Genomic DNA, 22,014 nt, shown 5'->3' on the forward strand with positions numbered 1-22,014 from the left:
GAGGTTTTTCAATTGACAGTACAAGTAGCATTGACCATTGCCGGTTCGGATAGCGGAGGTGGCGCAGGAATTCAAGCCGACTTAAAAACGTTCCAGGAACTAGGTGTATTTGGCACTTCTGCTATAACCGCGGTGACTGCTCAGAACACACACGGTGTTCACGGTGTTTATCCAATACAAACAGAAGGAGTAATAGCACAAATGCGTGCAGTACTTGATGATTTTGATGTAAAAGCATGTAAAACCGGGATGCTGTTTTCTGCAGAAATTATTACTGAAGTAGCTACGCTATTAAAAGAATACCCTTCGTTTCCATTAGTCATTGACCCTGTCATGATTGCAAAGGGAGGACAAACTTTATTGCAACAACAGGCGATTCAAGCATTAAAAGAGCATTTGTTGCCACTGGCTACCATTGTGACTCCGAATATTCCTGAAGCGGAAGTACTGACCGGAATGAAAATACGAACAGATGAAGACATTCAGCAAGCCGCAGCTGCTTTTATCCAAATGGGAGCGAAAGCCGTCGTTATGAAAGGCGGCCACCGTAATGATGTGTTGGACGCAAAGGATTATTACGCGGACGAAGAAGGTCAGTCATTCACTGTAACTACACCTTGGATCCAAACTAAAGACACACATGGAACCGGATGCACATTTGCAGCGGCGTTGACAAGTTTTCTAGCTAAAGGCTATTCCTTGACGGATGCAGTTGCCGAAGCGAAGCAATTCATACAAGCCGCGATTGAAAATGGCTTGAAGATCGGTTCAGGCCATGGACCGACAAATCATTGGGCATATGGTGATCTAAAAAAGGAGATACACTGATGTCAAATATAGGATTGAAGAAAGCATTAGGTTTATATTTTGTAATGGGCACACCAAACTCAGGGAATCAAGATCCATTAGCAATAGTGGAAGCAGCTCTTCGCGGGGGTGTCACATGTTTTCAGTTGCGTGAAAAAGGATTACATGCCCTCGAAGGCGAAGCTTTGCTCGGGTTTGCCAGAAAGTGTCAGGCGCTATGCAGATTGTATCGCGTTCCTTTCATCATCAATGACGATGTGGATCTTGCATTGGCAATTAATGCGGACGGGGTTCATGTAGGACAAGATGATGAACGGGCAGACAGCGTGCGTCAGCGAATTGGTCCGGATAAATGGCTTGGGGTTTCGACTCACAATGCACAAGAAGTACAAATTGCACAATCCATTGGTGCGGATTATGTAGGACTGGGTCCGATCTATCCGACGTCAACCAAACTTGATGCTTCGGCAGTTGTCGGTACCACTTTAGTAGAAGAAATTCATACTACTTTCCCTGATATGCCGATAGTCGCTATAGGCGGAATTACGCTGGCTACAACCAGCTCTATTATCCAAGCCGGAGCAGATGGTGTAGCCGTTGTTTCTGCGATCGCATCGGCTAAAGATCCACAGTATGCAGCAAGTGATTTAGCAAAAACAATACACTCCTTGTTGGAATGAATGGGGTTCGTATGAATACACGTAGAATGATTTTCATGACAATGTTTGTAGCCATCGCAGTTGCCGGCTCTGCATTCGTTTCATTCCCTGCTGGTATCGCCAGAGCATATCCCATACAGCATGCTGTGAATGTCGTAGTGGCGATTATAATGGGGCCTGGAGCTGCCGTGATGGTAGCGTTTATGACAGGACTCGTACGTTTATTAACAGGGACAGGTTCACTGCTCGCGTTTCCAGGCGGAATGATCGGTGCACTTTTAGCTGGCGTACTCTATCAGCGTTTCAAAAGAAATTGGAGTGCGGGTATTGGAGAAATTATTGGAACCGGTTTGATAGCACCATTGTTTGCGGTGCCTTATGCCAAAATTTTGATGGGCACTACCGTCACTGCCTTCTTCTTTCTACCCCCTTTTCTTGTATCGACAGTGAGTGGTACAATTATCGGCCTATTATTGGCTCCAAGACTGTTGAAATTGAAGATTTTTAAAGATTTGCAGTAACACCAAGATGTAAGTCAAAATGGTGGAGATCAGTGATGAGATCCAATTTGCGTTCCAGCACGTTGATCAACATCTCCCCTCTACAAAATCAAATAGTCTAAAAAAAAGATCCGCAGAGAATAATCTCTGCGGATCTTTTGTCGATTTCCCGGGAAATAGAGTGTGTTATTTCCCCGTATGATTATAATATCTCTTCATTTCGTCTGCAGGCACCATATTTCCGCCCGTTCCCCATACAAGGTGCGTTGTGTTTTTGAAGTCTGCTGACGGTAATTTAGACTGTATAACTTGTACAGGCCCTGTCATACCAGCAAGTGCTGAAGGTTCTAACCAGATGTCTTCACTATCCGCCAGCTTTTTCAGGAGCGTGAACAATGTCTGATCTTCTACCGTATAGCATCCTGTGAGGAATGGTTCCATCGTTTTTCCGACAAATGCGGACGCTGTACCGACTGCTAAACCATCAGCTGCAGTTTTATTGTCCAGGCCAAAATCTGCAACTGAGACTTGGTCGTGCATTCCTGTCATCATTCCAATCATCATACACGGCGAGTGTGTTGGTTCAGCAAAAAGGCAATGCACATGATCGCCTAATGCCAATTTTAATCCGAATGCCACGCCACCTGGTCCTCCGCCTACACCGCAAGGTAAATAGACGAATAGCGGGTGTGCTTCATCGACAATAATATTTTGCTCTTTCAATTGTGCTGCAACACGTTCTCCTGCTACTGCATACCCCATGAATAAATCGGTCGAGTTTTCATCGTCCACAAAGTGACAAGACGGGTCAGCCTCTGCCTGACGTCGGCCTTCTTCTACCGCTTTACTGTAATCATCGATATACTCAACCACATGAACACCTTTTGAGCGCAATAAATCCTTTTTCCACTGTTTGGCGTCGGCTGACATATGCACCGTTACATGGAAGCCAAGTTTTGCACTCATAATACCAATACTCAATCCCAGATTCCCTGTCGAGCCTACTGCGATTTTGTGCTTCGCAAACAACTCACGGAATACCGGTGTATCAAATTGGCTGTAGTCTTTTGTAGAATCGAGCAACTGACTATTGATCGCAAGCGTCTCTGCATGCTTCAAAACTTCATAAATACCACCACGCGCTTTGATTGACCCTGAAATTGGCAACGCATTATCCTGCTTTAATAAAAGCTTTCCCGGGATCTGGATAGCGTACGCTGTTTCAAGTTCTCTCTTCATCTTTGGAATTGGGGTTAACGGAGATTCAATGACACCTTTATCCGTATCGGGAAAGGCTTTCGCCAAATAGGGAGCAAATCGTTCTAGGCGATCGCTAGCATCTACTATATCGACTTTTGATAAATGCGTCTTCAACAGGCCCGCCGCTACCCATTCGACAGAAGGGTTACACCATAACACTTCCTTCTGCTCTACTACGCTTTGTAATAAGGGGAGCTTTTCAAGCCATTCACTTTGCGTCTTCTTATTCACTTACCAATCACTCCTCGGTTATAAATGTATGTCCACACAAATTTCACTCGAACCAGCCTTTTTCATTGAATAACGTAATCGCCTCAATACGATTACGCACTCCGAGTTTATCCAGTATTGTGGAGACATAATTACGAACAGTACCGGGTGATAAAAACAGTTCAGCCGCAATCTGTTTCGTTGTCTTCCCTTCGGACACTAACTTAAGTACTTGGACTTCCCGCTCAGTCAGCGGATTCTTCTCTTCTTCTTTCATATCAAATGCCATGTCGATTAATTCTGGTGCATAAATGCGGCGTCCTTCAATAATAGAATGAATCGATTTCACCAGTTCTTCGATCGGATTGTCTTTCAGTAAATATCCACGAACTCCTGCGTTCCGCGCTCGTTCAAAATAACCTGCTCTAGCAAATGTCGTCAGAATAATAATTTGACAGTCCATATCTTGTAGTTCTTCTGCTGCATCCAAGCCAGTTTTAATCGGCATTTCAATATCCATTATACAAATATCAGGCTGTAGACTTTTCACCAAGTCTACAGCTTCCTGACCATTTTTAGCCTTACCTACTACTTCCATATCTTCTTCCAGGTTCAACAACGACCCTAATGCACCGAGCAGCATTCCTTGGTCTTCTGCAATTACAATGCGGATCATACGTTACCCCTCCTTTATTTGCTTTAAGACAGCAGGTACCATGATTTTCAGTTGAGTTCCATTGTCACTTTTGATCGACAGTTTACCGTTGACGAACTCTAATCGTTCCTTCATGCCATCGAGTCCATTCCCCGGTAAATTCACGCCGTTTTGCGCAATACTAATTCCATTGTCGTTTATTCTAATTACGAATGCCTTTTCTGTCTGTTCAAATATAATACAACATCGCTTTGCATAGCTGTGTCTTACTACGTTATTGATTGCTTCTTTCAAACACATTACAAGTACGTTTTCTACAATAGGTGAAACGTCGGGGAAATTTGGATTACCTTCTATATCGACTTCGATTTCAGCGGCCTTCAGCATTTGTTGGACGCGCACTAGCTCATCTTTAAGTTTCACACGCCGCATACCACTAACAAGAACTCGTACTTCTTTCAATGCTGTACTAGAAATTTGACGTATATCTTGAATCTCTGCTTTTGCTGACTCGATATCTCGATCCATCAATCGTGATGCCAAGTCACTCTTTAAACCAATCATGGATAATTTTTGTCCAAGCGTATCATGAAGATCACGAGCAATACGCTCACGCTCTTGAATGATCATCAGTTCTGATATCCGTTCCCTTGCAATCTCCAACTGATCTTGGAGTAAATCTCGTTTTTGACGGTTGTATAAATTGAATGGCAATAATACTACACCGATAACCGTGATAATAACAAAGTGTATTTGTGGCAAAAATAATTCAATTTCCAGAAAGAACCCTGCAACGATTGCCCCTATTAAAATAGCAATATGTAATCCATAAATAATAAAAAAGCCGACTGGTCGTCTAATATTTCCAATTGAGAAAGCAATGAATAATGACAGGTACACATAGCCAAATAACAATGTCATTACGACCGTAATGACAATTTCAAAGCTGATCCACATATACATAAGACCATTTTTTGACTTGGCGGAAAAATAATATGATAGAAAAAATAACACTAGTAATATAATACCTATTGTTAAATTAAAGGGAGATGCACTTCGTAAAATAAAAAAGAAAGGCAATATACAAAATACAACCCAAGCATAAATACTTAGCCATGGGCTTTTCGGGAAAACACTATACCAGCTATACATCAGTTCTCATCGCCATCCTTTTCGTTTCATTGTAACAAATAATTTCTCTACTCGCTTCTTAAAGATATAAGGACAAAATAAAAAGGCGAAGAAGGATTGCTCCTTCTCTCGCCATTTTATGATAAGCGTGTACGTTTTGGTTTTAAATCAATCGACAACTTATCTTTTAGTGAATATTGTTTTGCTTCTTTGAATGTAATGAATTTTTTATGGTTTGGATCATACAAGCGATAACGTAATGATTCAAAACTAGTCTTCAATGTAATGGTTGTAGCTTTTTGTAATGGCGGAGTCAATTCATGCGCCATTTCCAAGTTATAGTTTGGTACTCGCGGTGCCAAGTGGTGTACGTGGTGGAATCCGATATTGCCTGTTGCCCACTGAAGAGCACGGGGCAATTGATAATAAGAACTTCCCTCAACTGCTGCTTTCACGTAATCCCAGTCAGATTCCTCTTCAAAATAAGAATCTTCGAATGTATGTTGGATGTAGAACAACCAAATACCAAGAGCGCCAGCCGTGAACATCATAGTACCTTGAATTAGCAAGAATGCTTTCCAGCCAATAGCTACAATTAATACTGTATATACTGCAGCTAAAATGATGTTGATCAAATACGTGTTCATACGCTCTTTCTTACGCGCGTCTTTACGGTTAAAACGACCTGAGATTAGCACCAAATATAAAGGTCCAAATCCAAATAAGACAATAGGGTTACGGTAGACACGGTAGCTGAAACGCTCAAACTTAGAAGCATTTTTGTACTCTTCAACAGTCATGACCCAGATATCTCCAACACCGCGTTTATCTAGATTGGAACTAGTTGCGTGGTGAATCGAATGTTCTCTTTTCCATTTTTCATATGGGAATAATGTCAACACGCCAGTGATTGTTCCTACAATGCTATTCGCTTTTTTATTGCGGAAGAATGAACCGTGCGTGCAGTCATGGAAGATGATGAATGTTCGAACTACAAAAAACGCTGCAACGATTGACAACGCAACCGTTAATATGACAGATATACTTAGACTTTGGTATGCCAGGAACCATAAGATAAATATTGGTGGAATTGTATTGATCATTTGAACGATACTCTTTTTCAAATCAGACTTCGCGAAAGGTGCGACGTCTTTATGCAGTTGCTTCGTTTGCTCTTTACTCATGTTTGACTTTCCCTCCTATTGGGTTTGCTAGTACATTAAGAATAACTTGTTTACAGCAGGAGAGGTAGACATAGATGTCATGACTTTGAGATGACAATTGTCATATGTTTTGAGACTGACATAATAATACACGATACATGCGTTAGGTTGTTGCATAACTTAGTGGTGTAAACTAGGGTTGAGAAGTATCCGCTTCTTACTCCCCCCATAACATACCGATATTTATCCTCAAATACCTCTACCTTTCGCTGTACATTCTTTTTATAATCGTTCAGAATATACAACTATAGAAAGGAATGTATACTGTGCGTGAATTATCAATTCGTTTATTATCCGTTTGGATTATTTGTATTTTATTTACCGGATTTTTTGCCTATATTGCTCGATCTATTCACTTGCAAACGATCTCTAGTTTTGATGAACCTATAATCGAATTTGTGCAAAGCGCAGAAGCCCCGGGGCTGACGTCTATTATGAAATTATTTACTACCATCGGTTCTACTACATCCGTTACTCTGCTGGGCATACTGACACTTGGAGTGTTGTTATGGAAGAAATATCGTGCTCAAGCAGTATTATTCACTATAGTACTGATTGGGACAGGCATTCTAAATCAAGTACTCAAACTCATCTTCAAACGGGCACGTCCTGATTTTAATCGTCTGATCGACATTGGCGGCTATAGCTTCCCTAGCGGACACACGATGATGGCATTCAGCCTCTATACGGTACTCGCTTATATCATATGGAGAAATTTAAAAACTACAGGAAGCCGAATTGCAATCGTAATTGTCGCGATTTTTATGATTGTGATGATTGCGGTCAGTAGAATTTATTTAGGGGTTCATTTCCCAAGCGATATAGTGGGGGGAATACTGGCTAGTTCAGTATGGTTGTTCGCATCAATTGCGATGTATCAGAGATTCCTAAGAAAAAAGGGTAAATAAATTTGATGAATGAAATGTAATGTTTGTAAAAAGGAATGACTATCTATGTGGAAAGAGTTTAAGGAATTTGCTTTTAAAGGAAATATTTTTGATTTGGCTATCGGAGTAGTCATCGGCGCAGCATTCAGTACTATCGTTTCTTCGCTGGTAGAACATATTATATCTCCGATTATTGGGATATTATCGGGCGGCTTAAATTTCTCAAATTTAAGTTTTGAATATCGTGACGCTGAAATTATGTATGGGAAATTCATCGAAGCTGTCATTAATTTCTTAATTGTAGCAGGCTCTTTATTCCTCTTTCTTCGTCTGCTTATTAAGCTAAAGATTAAAAGAGAAGACCCTGTTGAGGAAAAACCTCTAGAGAAATCACTGGATGCAAAAGAGGAATTACTGACTGAGATCCGCGATTTATTGAAAAGCGAACGACAAAATAATTGCTAGTTATTCATTTGATCCGACAGCTGACACAGTTGTCATGTAAAGTCCATTGCAACGCGCCTGACAAGGTGTTACAATGATAGGCAGGATACTGATCAAAGGAGTGGATATTCATGTGGTTCGTCTATATCATGTATGCATTGTTTGCATTTATTCTTGGTGGAACAGTACTTGGACTAGTCCGTACGTTTAGCAGTAATAACTAATACAACATAACAGCAGTGAATGAGGGGCTATAGCCTATTCATCCACTGCTGTTTTTATATACACTAAAGTCACTGACGAAATTAAGAAATCATCTATGTGCTCGCATCCAGTTCACACTTTTCGTGAAACGAATAAGATTTTCTGATATATTTTCACTCATCGTCGTATCCAATCCTTTAAAGAATGATAGAGGATTACTTTACATAAAAAGCGCAAGGCAGAAACGAGAAACCCGTCTCTCCTTGCGCTACTATTAATGTTTCATCAATCTACGCTGTTTACGAAGTTCACGTCGTGCAGGTGCAGTATCGAAAAGACGTTTTTCCATTTCTGTTTCGGGATACACTCCCACCACCGGTATCGGACGATTTGTGTCATCTACCGCAACCATTGTACAGAATGATTCCGTCGTCAACTTCACTTCACCTGTTACCAAGTTTTTGGAATGAACAGAAATAAAGACTTCCATAGATGTTCGACCAACAGAAGTGACTACCGCTTCAAGTTCGATGACATCGCCAAGCAGGGCTGGAGAAACAAAATCGACAGAGTCGATCGAAGCGGTAATCGCAGCTCTAGTCCCCGCATGTTTCATAGCTGAAATAGCTGCAATCTCATCGATATATGAGAGGACTTTCCCTCCAAAGATGGATTCAATATGGTTCGTGTCCGGTGGTAAGACTAGCTTACTTTGGATCGTTCTTGACTCGCTCATAGGTTTTCGTTCAGACATTACGACAACTCCCTTTTTAGTACGTTCATTTAAGTATACATAAAAGAAGGGAGTTGACGCCAATATTCGCTAAATGTATTGCCTATTCGATTAGATAATTCTACGTACACTACACACATGATCGGCATATACGGACTTTCTCAGCTCAATTTGTTCAATTAATTTCCCAGTTGAAGGTGCATGAAGTATCTTTCCGTTACCTACGTACATGGCTACATGATGAATATACTTCTTTTCATTCTTAAAAAAGATTAAATCACCTTTTTGCCAATCCGCAGAGTCGAGCGAGATCGGCCTACCCTCTTCCGCCTGATCTACTGCATCACGTGGCAAACAAATGCCACACGCTTTCCATATAGTACGGACGAATCCTGAGCAATCAAAACCCCAGGCAGACATGCCGCCCCATAAATACGGCAAGCCAATGAACCGTCTTCCTACAGTTAGCGGACGGTGAATAGATTCTTCTCCCACACGCTCGACATCAGATGCATTTAGCAGTTTCCAACCATGCGGTGTCCAGACACGTATCTTCTTGCCGCGCCTTTCTACAAAAGGAAAAATTGTATTAAAAGAAACACGTAAAAAGAATGTGCCGGATTCATCAAACAGTGCTGCTTTTGGATTCATCACTCTGACAAACTCTTCTGTCTGTATTCGTTTCTTCATGGAAAGCTGAACAAGTGGTACCCACCCCGGATAGCCTCGTGAATTCTTGCTAGTTGGCTGGGAGATCGCAATGATGCGCGCCCAGTCACCAACTACTTCTTCGACAATCACAGATTCACCATATAATAATTGCGTCTGAATTCGGTTTTTGTCACTCAGCGCTAGACGTTCTTCATAGGATAACTGGGAAAGCCATCTATCGATTTGCACGGGATGGTCCAAGGCAGGAAGATCGGCCACACGGGGAGAATCAGGGTCAGTCCATACCGTCGCAACGCTGACCGCACACATCCATTTCTCATTCACACGCATGCTCCTTTACCCATTGAATCATCCGTTTTGAATCAAAACCTAGTCCTGACTCTTTGCTAAACTCCATATGCGATCCTTGATAGAACACGCCGCCAGCAGAAAATCCTTCTGACAATAACAGGGGCGCGTCTAAATCTACTCGTGTTATATTGGGGTGACTCGCTGCTATATGGGCAGCTGCCGTCACCCCAATTGCTGTCTCCATCATACTTCCGACCATACACTCTACGCCATTTACTTCAGCCATTGCATTGATTTTCAAAGCTTCTCGGATCCCTCCCGACTTCATCAATTTGATATTCAGTACATCCACTGCGCGCATCTCCAGCAACTTCTTTGCATCTCTTGCTGAAAATAATGATTCATCTGCCATGATTAGCGTGCTTGTCTGTCTTGTCACGTCTCTCAAGCCTTCTACATCATATGCGGCAACTGGCTGTTCTATTAATTCCAAATCAATTCCGTCATCTTCCAACTGGCGAATGAGGCGAATGGCTTCTTTTGGTTTCCACCCTTGATTGGCATCAAGACGAATCGTAATATCTTGGCCGACGGTTCGACGAATAGCATGAATCCTTTCTCTTTCCTGTTGAAAACTACCTGTACCGACTTTCACTTTTAGCGTATCAAAACCTTTGGCAACATGTTCTGCCGCCTCCTTGGCCATCTCAATAGGTTCCCCGACACTGACCGTCAAATCCGTTTTTAGGCTTTGCTGGTAGCCACCTAACACTTGTACTAAAGGTAACCCGCAAAGCTGTCCGAATAAATCATGTACCGCCATGTCAACCGCGGCCTTTGCACTCGTATTTCCTATAATGGCCTGTCGCATTCTTTCCATCATTACTTCTCGCTGTATGATATCTTGGCCAATCAATAGGGGCGCAAGAATAGTATCAATGACATAACGAATACCAACGATGCAATCGCCTGTTATGACATGCGTTGGCACCGCTTCTCCCCAGCCAATCCGGCCGTCATCAGTTGTTATTTTTATAATGACCGATTGTACCGTATGAACAGTTCGCAATGCCGTGATAAATGGTTTACGTAATAAAGATGACACGAGGAATGTTTCCACCGTGCGAATTTGCAATTACTCCACTCCCGGTAAGATAGTCAGCGTCTTGCTATTTGCATCCAAACGTCCTTTCACGCCAAATGGGATTGCGATATTCGGTTCACAATGGCCGATACGGAATCCTTTTACGACAGGCTGATTTAGTTTGCCGAAATACTGTTCAAACACTTCATCCATCGTGAGGGAAGCATTTGGCTTGCTCGGTGTCGCTTTGGCGAAATCACCAATCACGATACCTGCTGCTTCACGAAGCTTACCTGCTAGTCGTAATTGATTAAGCAGCCGATCTACTTTATAAGGCTCTTCACCGACATCTTCCATTACAAGCAATCGATTATTTGTCTTAATCTCAAACTCACTACCTAGACTGTTGACTAGTTGTGTCAAATTACCACCGACCACTTCGCCTTCTGCAACACCGCCTACAAGTGTTTCGAGTGGCGAGATGGCTTCCGAGTAATGAATTTCAACTGGCGTAAATAATTGTCCAAACATTTTGCCAGACATTTCATGAAACCCATCTTGTGCGACACATGATGCGAGCATCGGTCCATGGAATGTAACTAGTCCTGCTCCTTGACGAATCGCGGTATGTAGATACGTAATGTCACTGAACCCCCAAAATACCTTCGGATGGTCATGGATCAAATCGAGATCTAGTTGTTCTGCGTAACGCGCCGAGCCGTAACCGCCACCTGCACAGAGAATTCCCTTCACTTCAGGATCTTTAAACATCTCATGCAAGTCAGCAAGCCGGTCCTCATCAGTCCCTGCCAAATAACCATTTTTCTTATACACAGACTGGCCCACTTTATAGCGTAGACCCAATTGCTCCAAAAATTGAAATGAACGCTCCAATACTTCACGCTCTACAGGACTAGCAGGTGCCACAATCCCAATTACATCACCTTTTACTAAATGTGCTGGACGAATCATTCTACTCATCACCCTTTCTACGTCCTACTTTATCATATTCAAGAAACACCATCGTCATCACGAGATTTCTAATACAATTGAAATAGATTGTGGGTAATTTTAAAGTTATCCCCTTTATGAACAGCCAATCCCCAAGTATTGTGTATACTTCATATAAAATTACTTAACTAACAGAAAAAGTTATTCACAATTTCTCTTTTGTGGATAGTTTTATAACATGAAAAAACGGACAACTGAAATGTATCAGTTGTCCGCAACATTATTGGCTATTGGTGAGTTGATTTTTCGATGCGTTAATTAATGTCCGAACCTTTTCATAATCTCCTTCATGAAGGGCCGTCACGATCGCACTTCCAACGATAACGCCGTCAGCAAGTCCGCCAAGTGTGCGAACATGTTCCGGAGTAGATATACCAAACCCAGCGAGAATAGGCACGGAACTTGCTGCCTTTAAACGCTTCAAGTGACCTTCGAGTCCTTCTGTAAATGATGAACGGACACCTGTGATACCGTTGACTGTCACTGCGTAAATGAAACCTTCTGCTGCTTTCGCAATGGCTTCAATTCGTTCAGCTGGACTCGTTAGAGAAACTAATTGAATTAACGCTACATCGCTATTCTTCAGCGCTTCTTTCAGTAAGCCACTTTCTTCAAGCGGCAGATCCGGAACGATTAAACCATAGACACCACTTGCTTCACAATCCGCTGCTATTGACTGCAAACCATAGCTAAGCACCGGATTCAAATACGTCATGATGACTAGTGGAATCTTCACTTCTTCTTTGAATGAAGCAAGTTCTTTCATAATCTTTCGTAATGTAATGCCTTCAGCTAACGCTCGCTCACCAGCTTGCTGAATCACATCGCCATCTGCTACCGGATCGGAAAATGGTATCCCTACTTCAATCGCTGTTGCACCTGCTTCTTGCAAGAATAATATAGTTTTCTTCAACGTCTGTAATCCACCATCACCCGCCATGATATAAGGTACAAACGCCTTGTCTCCCTGTTCATTACACTGCATAATCGCTTGTGTCACTAACTTTTTTGTCATGTAGATTGACCTCCTAGCGCATCACGTACTGTTTGCATGTCTTTGTCACCGCGCCCTGATAAACAGATAACGAGTAGCTCATCTTCTTGCATTTCTTTCGCTAACTGCACTGCATAATACACGGCGTGCGCACTTTCAAGGGCCGGAATAATTCCTTCTACACGCGAAAGCAATTGCACCGCTTCAAGTGCTTGTTGATCCGTAACGGAATCATATTGTACACGCTGGATATCAGCTAAATGGCAATGCTCAGGTCCTACTGCAGGATAATCGAGACCTGCAGAGATGGAGTGCGCTTCTTGAATAAATCCATCAGCATCTTGCAACACGTACATGTATGCACCGTGCAAAACGCCTTCTTGTTTACCCGCAATAGCGGCCGCATGTTTGCCTGTTGAAATACCACTACCAGCCGCCTCTACTCCGTATAACTTTACATCTTGATCTTCGACGAATGGGTGGAACATACCGATCGCGTTACTCCCCCCTCCAATGCAAGCTACAACCGCATTAGGTAAACGTCCTTCGTGTTCCACAATTTGCTTACGTGTTTCATCACCGATTACTCGCTGAAAATCACGGACGATTTGCGGGAATGGATGCGGCCCTAAAGCCGATCCAAGAATATAATGTGTATCCTCTACATTCGATACCCAATAGCGCAATGCTTCATTGACCGCATCCTTCAATGTACCTGAACCTTTATCAACGGAAACTACTTGCGTACCGAGTAGTTCCATACGAAAAACATTCAGTTCTTGACGACGGATATCTTCTTTGCCCATGAATACAACACATTCAAGACCGAGTAACGCACAAGCAGTAGCAGTTGCCACGCCGTGTTGACCCGCTCCTGTTTCTGCTACGATTTTCTTCTTGCCCATACGAATCGCAAGTAAGGCCTGGCCTAGAGAGTTATTAATCTTATGAGCACCTGTATGATTCAAATCTTCTCGCTTCAAATAAATTTTCGCGCCACCCGCATGCTTCGTTAAACGCTCTGCAAAAAACAAGGGCGTTTCACGACCTACAAACTCTTTTAGATAATAATCCAGTTCTTTTGAAAAGGCAGGATCTTGCTGTGCTTCATCGTAAGCAGTTTCTAACTCCTGCAAGGCGGTCATCAATGTTTCCGGCACGAACTGCCCTCCGAATTTACCGTAGCGTCCTTTAGTTTCTGTTGTCATGACGATTTCTCCTACCCTTCGCTGTATGAATGAACGTCTGAATACGTTCCGTGTCTTTTTGCTTCTCTATCTCCACTCCACTTGATACGTCAACCATATATGGGTTCACTTGTCTCAACGCTTCCTGCACATTTGCTGCATGCAGACCACCGGCTAAAATAATCTGTTCTTTTGATACTCCTACATTTTCAAGTAATGACCAGTTGAACGTCTTACCACTACCACCTTTGTATTCAACGCCTGGTGTATCGAATAAATAATAATCCACGTCATAGGTAGCAGCGAGTTTCACATCGTCTTCATTTTCGATAGCAAGTGCTTTAATAGAAGGTAACCCTACTTGTTGAATAAAAGCAGGAGTCTCATCGCCATGGTACTGGATGTAATCCAATGGTACTTCATTAAATATCTTTACTAGTTGCTCTTTCGTTTCATCAACAAAGACTCCAATTTTTAAAACAGATGGTGGAATGAGTTTTGCCAGTTTCTGCGCCTGCTCTACCGTCACTTCTCTGCGGCTTGGTGCAAATACAAAACCTATAGCATCCGCGCCTGCATCTACAGCTGCTTGTACATGTTCCGGTTTCATCAATCCGCAAATCTTTACTTTTGTCATGGACGAATCACGTGTTTTTCTACTTGCAATGCTTGTAGAGCTTCTTTTACTGAATCACTGCGCATTAACGATTCTCCGACAAGTACTGCACTCGCTCCAGCTTTTGCCGCACGTTCTGCATCCTCAGGTCCCCAGATCCCGCTTTCACTGATGAACACACGCTCTTCATCGAACGGGAACTGTGACGCGATTAGTTCTGTTTGCGCTAGGTCTACTTCGAATGTATGCAAATCCCGGTTGTTGACACCAATGATTCTCGCATCGATTGACAGTGCGCGGTGCAACTCTTCAGTGTTATGCACTTCCACTAGCACATCCAAGCCTTCTTCATTGGCATACGTATACAGACTTCCGAGTGTTTCGTCATCAAGTGCAGCCACAATCAATAAAATCACAGATGCACCTGCGCTTTTCGCTTGGTCAATCTGAATTTTATGGATCATAAAGTCTTTACATAACAATGCGATTGGCACGGCATCCGCTACTGCAGACAAGTCTTCAAATGATCCTTTGAAGAATTCCCGATCAGTCAATACTGAAATACACGCAGCACCTGCTTCATAATAAGCAGTCGCTTGTTCAACCGGATTTGCACCTTCTGCGATCAAACCTTTAGAAGGAGATGCACGTTTCATCTCAGAAATGACTTGCAGTTTTTTCGCTTTTATCAATGTCTGATAGAGTGACGGACGTGAAATCTCTCGTTCTGGAAATATTGTGTTGCTTGCTAGCAATTGATCTACTTCTATTTTCTTCTGTGCAATAATCTTATCTAAAATCGTCATTGGATAACCGCCTTTTGCCGAATCATTTCGCTGAATGCGACGACCGCATCTAATTTTTCTAACGCTTTGCCTGATAAGATACTTTCAGTAGCTACTTTCACACCTTCTTGAATGGTGGAAACTCGGCCATTTGCAAATAAACCGATTCCCGCATTCAACACCACTGTATCAAACTTTGGTCCACGTTCTCCACTTAAGATTGACCGAGTAGTTGCGGCATTTTCTACTGCGTCTCCACCTTTTATCGCTGACAACGGCGCATATTCCAGCCCTACGTCATCCGCCGTCAATGAAAATGGAATTAAATCCCCATGATCAAGAAGTACGAATTCATTTTGGCCGGCGAGAGATGCTTCATCCATTCCGCCTGCCCCACTAACCACAATTGCTCGTTCCCGTCCTAGCATCCTGAGTACTGAGGCATATTCCATGATGAAATCCGGACGGTTAATACCGGTAAATTGCGTTTCAAGTGATACAGGATTCGTCAAAGGTCCAACTAAGTTGAAGATCGTTGTTTTACCAATTTTGTTTCGTATAGCACCAATTCGTTTCATTTTCGGATGAACAGCTGGTGCGAATAAGAATGCAATTCCTTGTTGTTCCAGCAGATTCTGCATATCAGTTATCTGGAAGTCGGAATGAATGCCAAGTGCGTCCAGGACATCTTGGCTTCCTGATGCGCTGGAAATTTTACGGTTACCGTGTTTCGCAACCTGGACCCCAGCACCCGCCAACACAAATGCAGCCGTCGTACTAATATTGAATGTATTGACTCCGTCTCCACCCGTTCCGCAGTTATCTAGATAACGTGCCTCTTTAGGTGTTAGATCATTTGCATATGACTTCATAACGGCTGCCAATGCCGCTACTTCATGTGATGTTTCACCTTTTTTTGATAACGCGATCAAAAACTGTGCAATTTGATCTTCATCTGTTGCTTCATTAAACATCAGCTCAGCGGCTTCTCTCATCTCTTCATACATAAGGTGACGTTGCTTCTCTACTATGCTTAAAAACCTCTCCATACTCATCTCTTCCCTTCTCGTCTAGATGTTTACGTGATCTTTCAGTAATGCCTGTGTCTTGGTAATCACTTTGTCATTTGTGTTGCTTCTAGTAAAGAACGAGCTTTATTGGACGTTTCTTTATATTCTAGTGAAGGGACAGAAGCCCCTACTATGCCGGCACCTGCCTGGACATACGCTTTGCCTTCTTTTACGAGCATTGTACGGATCGTTAATGCGAAGTCAATATTACCGTTTAGACCAATGTAGCCGATAGCGCCTCCATAAATTCCACGATGCTGATCTTCCAGTTCATCAATCATATCCATGGCGACCGGTTTAGGAGAACCGGTTACAGTACCCGCTGGCATTGTCGCTTTTAACGCATCCAGTGCATGTAATCCTGGAGCCAGGTCACCCATCACTTCGGAAACTAAGTGCATAACATGTTCATAACGAACTGTTTCCAAGTAATTTGAGACTTCAATCGTTTCGGGACGACAGATTTGTTGCAATTCTTTCTTGCTTACTTCCACTAGCATATCGTGTTCGGACAGCTCTTTCGGATCATGGCGTAATTCGATTTCGAGCGCTTCATCTTCCGCTTGATCTCGCCCTCTTCTGCGTGTGCCCGCAATCGGATTTGTTAATACTTTATCTCCAGTGACACGCACAAGACTTTCGGGCGACGTTCCGATTACTGTATGATCTTCAAACTCCATGTAATACATATACGGAGATGGATTGCGGCGACGCAGTTTACGATACAACGCAAATGGATCACCTGTAATATCTGCTTCAAAGCGACGTGACAGAACGACTTGTTCCGCCTGTCCTTCTTTAATTGCATCAATAACAATCTGAACACGACGCTCAAATTCTTCCTTGGAAATAGCACAACGATAATCAGATAGAGAAACACTATCCTCTTTATCGACGGAGCCATTAACAATCATGTCTTCGATGGCGTCCAAGTCGGGTGCTTCGTATACCGGATTGATTTCTGTATGCAGTAATGTCACTTCGTGCAATTGATGGTCATAGATCACAATCGTGTCGTAAATATTAAAGTAGACATCCGGCATTTGAAGATCATCAGCTGTTCGTTGTTCACCATTCCTAGCTGCTCCGTATCCTACATAACCAACCGCACCGCCTGTAAACGGAAATCCTGCATCTTCCGTAATACGAGGCATGAGACGCTTCAATAAAGTATACAGATCTCCTTCATGCGTATAGGTTCTATTCGTTGAGTAGACGATCTCTTCTACTACACCATCCCGACCACGATAGGCTTTTTGCGGATTCAGTCCAATAAATGAATAGCGCCCTGACCCATTTGCTTGCGAAGAACTCTCCAATAGGAACTTATGGTTTCCTTTCAATCTTCTAAATATCAAAATAGGAGTTAAGGAATCTCCTTCAATCTTTCGCGTCGTTACCCGTAAGTTCTTCTGCACTGTCATCATAATCATTCTCCTCTTCTCTATGGACTGCTGTATAGTTCTTATAATTAAATAGAAAAAGCCCTCTGCAAACAGAGCCAGTTAGCCTGTTGCAGAGGACGATTATGTAACCGCGTTGCCACCTCAAATTGAAGCACCGAAGCACTCCCACTTTATGTGTTTTCACACTGCCCTTAACGCGGGCAAACGTCTGTTTTTCATCAAAACAGCTGCCATAAGTCCATTCACGAATGATGTGTATCAGTTTTCACCAACCACTGACTCTCTAGGAAGCACATACAATCGCTACTCTTCTTATTCATATCTTTTCGCTATTCTCTTCTCTGCTAACTCATCTCATCTGCCGGGACGATTCCGCTATCGAAACCTTCTGTCCATCTAGTTATTATACTTATCTTAATATGCTGAATCTTTAATGTCAACAATTTCTTACGGGAAAAATGCTATAATTAGCTTATGGTAAAAAGTGCGGAAGGAGAATCTTTATGCGGATCAATAAATTTCTAAGTGGTGCAGGTATTGTATCCAGACGAGGTGCAGATCAGTGGATTGCCGACGGTCGTGTGAAAATCAATGGACAATTGGCAGAGCTTGGAAGTAAAGTCGAGGCAGGCGATCAAGTAGAGGTCGACGGAAAACTAGTCGAACAAGAAGAGCAGTTAGTGTATATTGCACTGAATAAACCAGTAGGTATCACTAGTACAACAGAACGTCATATTGAAGGTAATGTTGTAGATTTTGTTAACCACCCATTACGAATTTTCCACATCGGACGTTTGGACAAAGATTCCGACGGTTTATTACTATTAACAAACGATGGTGATATCGTCAATGAAATCCTGAGAGAAGAACACGGTCATGAAAAGGAATACATCGTGACCGTGGATAGTCCCCTAACCGCCTCATTTATTTCACAAATGGAAAACGGAGTGAAGATTCTCGATACTGTAACGAAACCTTGTACGGTGAAAAAACTCGGTCCTAAAACTTTTTCTATTATATTGACGCAAGGTTTAAATCGTCAAATCCGTAGAATGTGCGCAGCTCTCGGCTATCATATACGCCGCTTGCAACGTGTGCGGATACTTACTATTGAACTGGGTGATCTTCCGATTGGTGAATGGCGAGAACTAACAGATACAGAGCGTGATAAGTTATTCAAAACACTTCAATACGAACCGAAGAGATAAAAGATCATGGAGGCCCTACAAAGCTTCCATGATCTTTTTCCTATGCAATGCTTTAATATTTCTAATACCCCTAATAACCTACATTTATTTACTTCAATAACTAGTTCAAAACTCTCTTATTCATGCTATAATCAGACAGTTGATATATTTACTTCTACCTATTAGGTATTTTTATATAATTTCACAACTCTTAGCTTCCAAATCAAGGACTATTCTATCCCCTAACTTTACTTAAAGAAAGGATGTGCCTTTATGGCGTTATATACTCCTAGTATTTCTTCACATCTGTCCACATTACTTGATGAAAAGTTCTGTATTTCACTCATCGATGTAAATGGTCATCTCACCTATGTAAATCAGAATTTTTGTGAGCTGACAGGCTATAGCGAAGATGAATTGATAGGTAGGACGTGGAAAAAGTTAAATAAAAATCTCTCTGTTGAAGAGATGCTTTATACGCTTACAAAGCATTTTCTCCATGCTACCGTCTATCAAGAGTCTATACAAATTTATTCTAAGTCAGGTACAGTGCACTGGTTGGATATCAATATTGTTCCCATTTATGATTCTGCCGAAAACTTAACGGGTTATCTCTCTCTCGATATTGATGTCACCCGATCCAAACTGGTATCAAACGAGTATGACAAAACCCGTACCGACTTGCAAAACTTTAAATATGCACTGGATGAATCAGCAGTAGTCGTTATTACTAATCCTCAAGGCGTAATTACTTATGTCAATAATCGCTTCTGTATCCTTTCGGAGTACTCACGTAAGGAACTGATCGGCAAAACACATCGTGTAGTCAACTCAGGTACACATCCTAAAAGCTTCTTTGTGAATATGTGGGAAACGATTCAGTCCGGACAAGTATGGAGAGGCGTAATCCGTAATAAGTCTAAGTCTGGAAACTTTTATTGGGTCCATACTACTATTGTTCCGTTTATCGGCCAAGACGGTAAACCATTTCAATATATTTCCATACGCCAAGATGTGACCTCTCAGATGGAAGCGGAAAAATCACTGGAATTGGCATTAAAAAATGATTTTACTATGACCGTGAAAAATCTTCAAAATGCTATTTTTAAATATTCTTTTGATGAAAATAATCAAATCAATATTACATTACTAGAAGGAAAAGTAGCCGAACAACTGGGTATCACTGCGAATACACTTAACCAGCTCACAACGAATAAAGCGTTCATGTCGTCTACATTTAAGCGACAGCTTCTTGGAGCTTTACTGGGCCGAGTTGGACAGTTTGAAATTGACTATCACTCAAGAACTTTTCTAGTTTATCTCTCTCCTATTTTTGAAGGTGAGAATGTAGTCGAAGTTGTCGGTACCGCCAGTGATATTACCGATCGTAAAGAAGTTGAACGTTTAGTAGAACATATGGCATTTCACGACCATCTAACTGGATTGCCAAATAGAAGGTTACTGAAACAGACAGTGGAAGACTTAATTGAGACCCGTTTAAACAACCAACAACCTTTTGCCCTGCTTTATATGGACTTGGATCGTTTTAAGAATATCAATGACTCCATGGGGCACTTTGTAGGTGATCAACTGCTTAAAGCGGTTGGTGCAAGATTACAAACACTCGTCAGACAAAATGACTTGGTCGGTCGACTTAGTGGAGACGAGTTTCTTATTCTGTGTTCTTCTACGACGAAACAAGGTGCACAAATGGTGGCTCAGCGAATCGTCAATGAAATATCAAAATCTTTCCTTATCGATTACTTAGAAGTCTTTATTGCTCCAAGTATCGGAATCAGCATGTTTCCAGACGATGGAGCACAATACGATACGCTTATTCGTAATGCAGACTCTGCTATGTATTTAGCAAAACAATCTGGTAAAAGCACCTATCAATTTTTCACAGAAGAACTTTATAAAGACTTGATGGAAAGAACGTTAATAGAGATGGAATTACGTCAAGTACTTCAAAAAAAGGAATTGTCATTACATTACCAGCCGCAATATGAATTCAACACAGGAAATATGATTGGTATAGAAGCATTAGTACGCTGGCAACACCCTTCTCGAGGAGTGATACCTCCCGGGCAATTTATACCTATAGCTGAAGAAACCGGGATGATTCTTGCTATTGGTTTATGGGTGCTAGAGACTGCTTGTAGACAGGCGAAAGAGTGGCAAGACTTAGGCTACACTTCACTATTGATGAGCGTGAATGTTTCCTTACGCCAGTTTAAAAGTAGTAGTTTCGTGGCAGATGTTAAGAACACACTTCATAAAACGGGCCTTCAGCCACAATACTTGAATATTGAAATTACAGAGAGTATGACATCTGACGTGGATTATTGCCAAAGTATTTTACAAGAGCTACGTGATATCGGTATTAAAATTAGCATCGATGATTTTGGAACAGGCTATTCCTCATTAAGTTATTTAACTAAGTTTCCTCTGACTCATCTTAAAATTGATCAATCTTTCGTCAGAGAATTGCATTCAAATTCGGTGATTGTCAAAGCTATTATTGATTTGGCTAAGAACTTACATTTACGGGTGATTGCTGAAGGGGTCGAAACATACGAACAGGCCGAATTCCTCAAGAAACTAGAATGTGATGAAGCACAAGGATTCTTGTATTCTAGACCCGTGCCGCCTAACGAACTTCTACAGTTACTTAATAATATAAAGTCTTGAAATATGAGGCTGGGATCTCACTAGAAAATAGTCCTCTCTCCTACGCTATAAAAGGTACGCTCCTGTATCTCAAAAGTTACTTTTATAAATACGTAGTCAAAAAGAAAAATGCATGAAGGAGAAGAATGATCCTTCATGCATTTTTGGGTTTTGTCCCAGCCTCACTACTTTTATATGTGATCAACGATAAATTACTTTTTCATCAAGGTAGTACTAGAAATATTATTCTTCCTATTGATTTTGTGCTATAGTTTTCTTTATATTTCAATTTTTTTGACATACATAGATAAATAACTACAAGGAGAGA

General features: G+C 41.8%; 21 protein-coding genes and 1 other annotated feature. Of the genes, 7 read left to right on the forward strand and 14 right to left on the reverse strand.

Annotated elements, in window-relative coordinates; genetic code table 11:
- Positions 1-12 precede the first annotated feature (12 nt).
- Genes thiD through thiW form a run of 3 tightly spaced genes read left to right on the forward strand, consistent with a single transcriptional unit; the run spans position 13 to position 1,987 of the window.
- Positions 13-828: a bifunctional hydroxymethylpyrimidine kinase/phosphomethylpyrimidine kinase gene (gene thiD, locus SporoP8_RS08250; RefSeq protein ID WP_085132053.1), complete on the forward strand. Its 816-nt coding sequence runs from the start codon at positions 13-15 to the stop codon at positions 826-828.
- Entirely contained in the window at positions 828-1,487 is a 660-nt protein-coding gene (gene thiE / locus SporoP8_RS08255) for a thiamine phosphate synthase (protein ID WP_085132054.1), read from the forward strand. Before thiD ends, thiE begins: the two co-directional genes overlap by 1 nt.
- A gap of 11 nt (positions 1,488-1,498) precedes the next feature.
- Positions 1,499-1,987: an energy coupling factor transporter S component ThiW gene (thiW, locus tag SporoP8_RS08260; RefSeq protein ID WP_085132055.1), complete on the forward strand. Its 489-nt coding sequence runs from the start codon at positions 1,499-1,501 to the stop codon at positions 1,985-1,987.
- 165 nt (positions 1,988-2,152) lie between these two features.
- Here thiW and SporoP8_RS08265 read toward each other — a convergent pair whose 3' ends face one another.
- The 4 genes from SporoP8_RS08265 to SporoP8_RS08280 form a co-directional block, all read right to left on the reverse strand.
- A complete protein-coding gene (locus tag SporoP8_RS08265; RefSeq protein ID WP_085132056.1) occupies positions 2,153-3,457 on the reverse strand; it encodes a D-serine ammonia-lyase in 1,305 nt (434 codons plus the stop codon).
- A 43-nt stretch (positions 3,458-3,500) separates the two neighbouring features.
- Positions 3,501-4,112: a response regulator transcription factor gene (locus SporoP8_RS08270; RefSeq protein ID WP_085132057.1), complete on the reverse strand. Its 612-nt coding sequence runs from the start codon at positions 4,110-4,112 to the stop codon at positions 3,501-3,503.
- A gap of 3 nt (positions 4,113-4,115) precedes the next feature.
- Complete coding sequence (locus SporoP8_RS08275; protein WP_085132058.1) at positions 4,116-5,243, reverse strand: sensor histidine kinase; 1,128 nt, start codon at positions 5,241-5,243, stop codon at positions 4,116-4,118.
- A gap of 116 nt (positions 5,244-5,359) precedes the next feature.
- Positions 5,360-6,406, reverse strand: a complete 1,047-nt coding sequence (locus tag SporoP8_RS08280; RefSeq protein WP_085132059.1) for a Delta(5) desaturase DesA — start codon at positions 6,404-6,406, stop codon at positions 5,360-5,362.
- A gap of 305 nt (positions 6,407-6,711) precedes the next feature.
- Here SporoP8_RS08280 and SporoP8_RS08285 point away from each other — a divergent pair, with 305 nt between their 5' ends.
- Both SporoP8_RS08285 and mscL read left to right on the forward strand, forming a co-directional pair.
- The gene (locus tag SporoP8_RS08285; RefSeq protein ID WP_198166097.1) at positions 6,712-7,353 is read left to right on the forward strand and encodes a phosphatase PAP2 family protein; all 642 of its coding nucleotides are present in this window, start codon (positions 6,712-6,714) and stop codon (positions 7,351-7,353) included.
- A gap of 45 nt (positions 7,354-7,398) precedes the next feature.
- Positions 7,399-7,797 (forward strand): large conductance mechanosensitive channel protein MscL, encoded by a 399-nt coding sequence (gene mscL, locus SporoP8_RS08290; RefSeq protein ID WP_085132061.1) that lies wholly within the window; start codon positions 7,399-7,401, stop codon positions 7,795-7,797.
- Positions 7,798-8,254: 457 nt separating this feature from the next.
- On the opposite strand, the gene SporoP8_RS08295 is transcribed toward mscL, so the two are convergent.
- The 10 genes from SporoP8_RS08295 to SporoP8_RS08340 all read right to left on the reverse strand — a co-directional run bounded on the left by SporoP8_RS08295 (position 8,255) and on the right by SporoP8_RS08340 (position 17,850).
- Positions 8,255-8,734 carry an acyl-CoA thioesterase gene (locus SporoP8_RS08295; RefSeq protein WP_085132062.1) on the reverse strand — a complete coding sequence of 160 codons (480 nt, stop codon included), beginning with the start codon at positions 8,732-8,734 and terminating at the stop codon, positions 8,255-8,257.
- 90 nt (positions 8,735-8,824) lie between these two features.
- Positions 8,825-9,709: a C40 family peptidase gene (locus tag SporoP8_RS08300; RefSeq protein WP_198166098.1), complete on the reverse strand. Its 885-nt coding sequence runs from the start codon at positions 9,707-9,709 to the stop codon at positions 8,825-8,827.
- A complete protein-coding gene (locus SporoP8_RS08305; RefSeq protein ID WP_085132064.1) occupies positions 9,702-10,811 on the reverse strand; it encodes a mandelate racemase/muconate lactonizing enzyme family protein in 1,110 nt (369 codons plus the stop codon). Before SporoP8_RS08305 ends, SporoP8_RS08300 begins: the two co-directional genes overlap by 8 nt.
- Positions 10,812-11,741, reverse strand: coding sequence for a S66 peptidase family protein (locus SporoP8_RS08310; protein WP_085133593.1), 930 nt, complete (start codon positions 11,739-11,741; stop codon positions 10,812-10,814). It abuts the gene before it with no gap.
- A gap of 250 nt (positions 11,742-11,991) precedes the next feature.
- Positions 11,992-12,786 carry a tryptophan synthase subunit alpha gene (trpA, locus tag SporoP8_RS08315; protein ID WP_085132065.1) on the reverse strand — a complete coding sequence of 265 codons (795 nt, stop codon included), beginning with the start codon at positions 12,784-12,786 and terminating at the stop codon, positions 11,992-11,994.
- Positions 12,783-13,973, reverse strand: coding sequence for a tryptophan synthase subunit beta (trpB, locus tag SporoP8_RS08320; protein ID WP_085132066.1), 1,191 nt, complete (start codon positions 13,971-13,973; stop codon positions 12,783-12,785). The genes trpA and trpB overlap by 4 nt, the downstream gene beginning before the upstream one ends.
- Positions 13,957-14,589 carry a phosphoribosylanthranilate isomerase gene (locus tag SporoP8_RS08325; RefSeq protein WP_085132067.1) on the reverse strand — a complete coding sequence of 211 codons (633 nt, stop codon included), beginning with the start codon at positions 14,587-14,589 and terminating at the stop codon, positions 13,957-13,959. Before SporoP8_RS08325 ends, trpB begins: the two co-directional genes overlap by 17 nt.
- A complete protein-coding gene (gene trpC / locus SporoP8_RS08330; protein ID WP_085132068.1) occupies positions 14,586-15,374 on the reverse strand; it encodes an indole-3-glycerol phosphate synthase TrpC in 789 nt (262 codons plus the stop codon). Before trpC ends, SporoP8_RS08325 begins: the two co-directional genes overlap by 4 nt.
- Positions 15,371-16,402, reverse strand: coding sequence for an anthranilate phosphoribosyltransferase (trpD, locus tag SporoP8_RS08335; RefSeq protein ID WP_369802568.1), 1,032 nt, complete (start codon positions 16,400-16,402; stop codon positions 15,371-15,373). Before trpD ends, trpC begins: the two co-directional genes overlap by 4 nt.
- Positions 16,403-16,467: 65 nt before the next feature.
- On the reverse strand, positions 16,468-17,850 hold the full coding sequence (locus SporoP8_RS08340) for an anthranilate synthase component I family protein (RefSeq protein ID WP_232319234.1): 1,383 nt from the start codon (positions 17,848-17,850) through the stop codon (positions 16,468-16,470).
- An 88-nt stretch (positions 17,851-17,938) separates the two neighbouring features.
- Positions 17,939-18,158: a binding site (T-box leader), on the reverse strand.
- 174 nt (positions 18,159-18,332) lie between these two features.
- Here SporoP8_RS08340 and SporoP8_RS08345 point away from each other — a divergent pair.
- Positions 18,333-19,037, forward strand: coding sequence for a pseudouridine synthase (locus SporoP8_RS08345; RefSeq protein ID WP_085132071.1), 705 nt, complete (start codon positions 18,333-18,335; stop codon positions 19,035-19,037).
- 252 nt (positions 19,038-19,289) lie between these two features.
- Positions 19,290-21,707 (forward strand): bifunctional diguanylate cyclase/phosphodiesterase, encoded by a 2,418-nt coding sequence (locus tag SporoP8_RS08350; protein WP_085132072.1) that lies wholly within the window; start codon positions 19,290-19,292, stop codon positions 21,705-21,707.
- Positions 21,708-22,014 lie beyond the last annotated feature (307 nt).

The sequence above is a fragment of the Sporosarcina ureae genome (assembly GCF_002101375.1).
GTDB lineage: Bacteria > Bacillota > Bacilli > Bacillales_A > Planococcaceae > Sporosarcina > Sporosarcina ureae_B.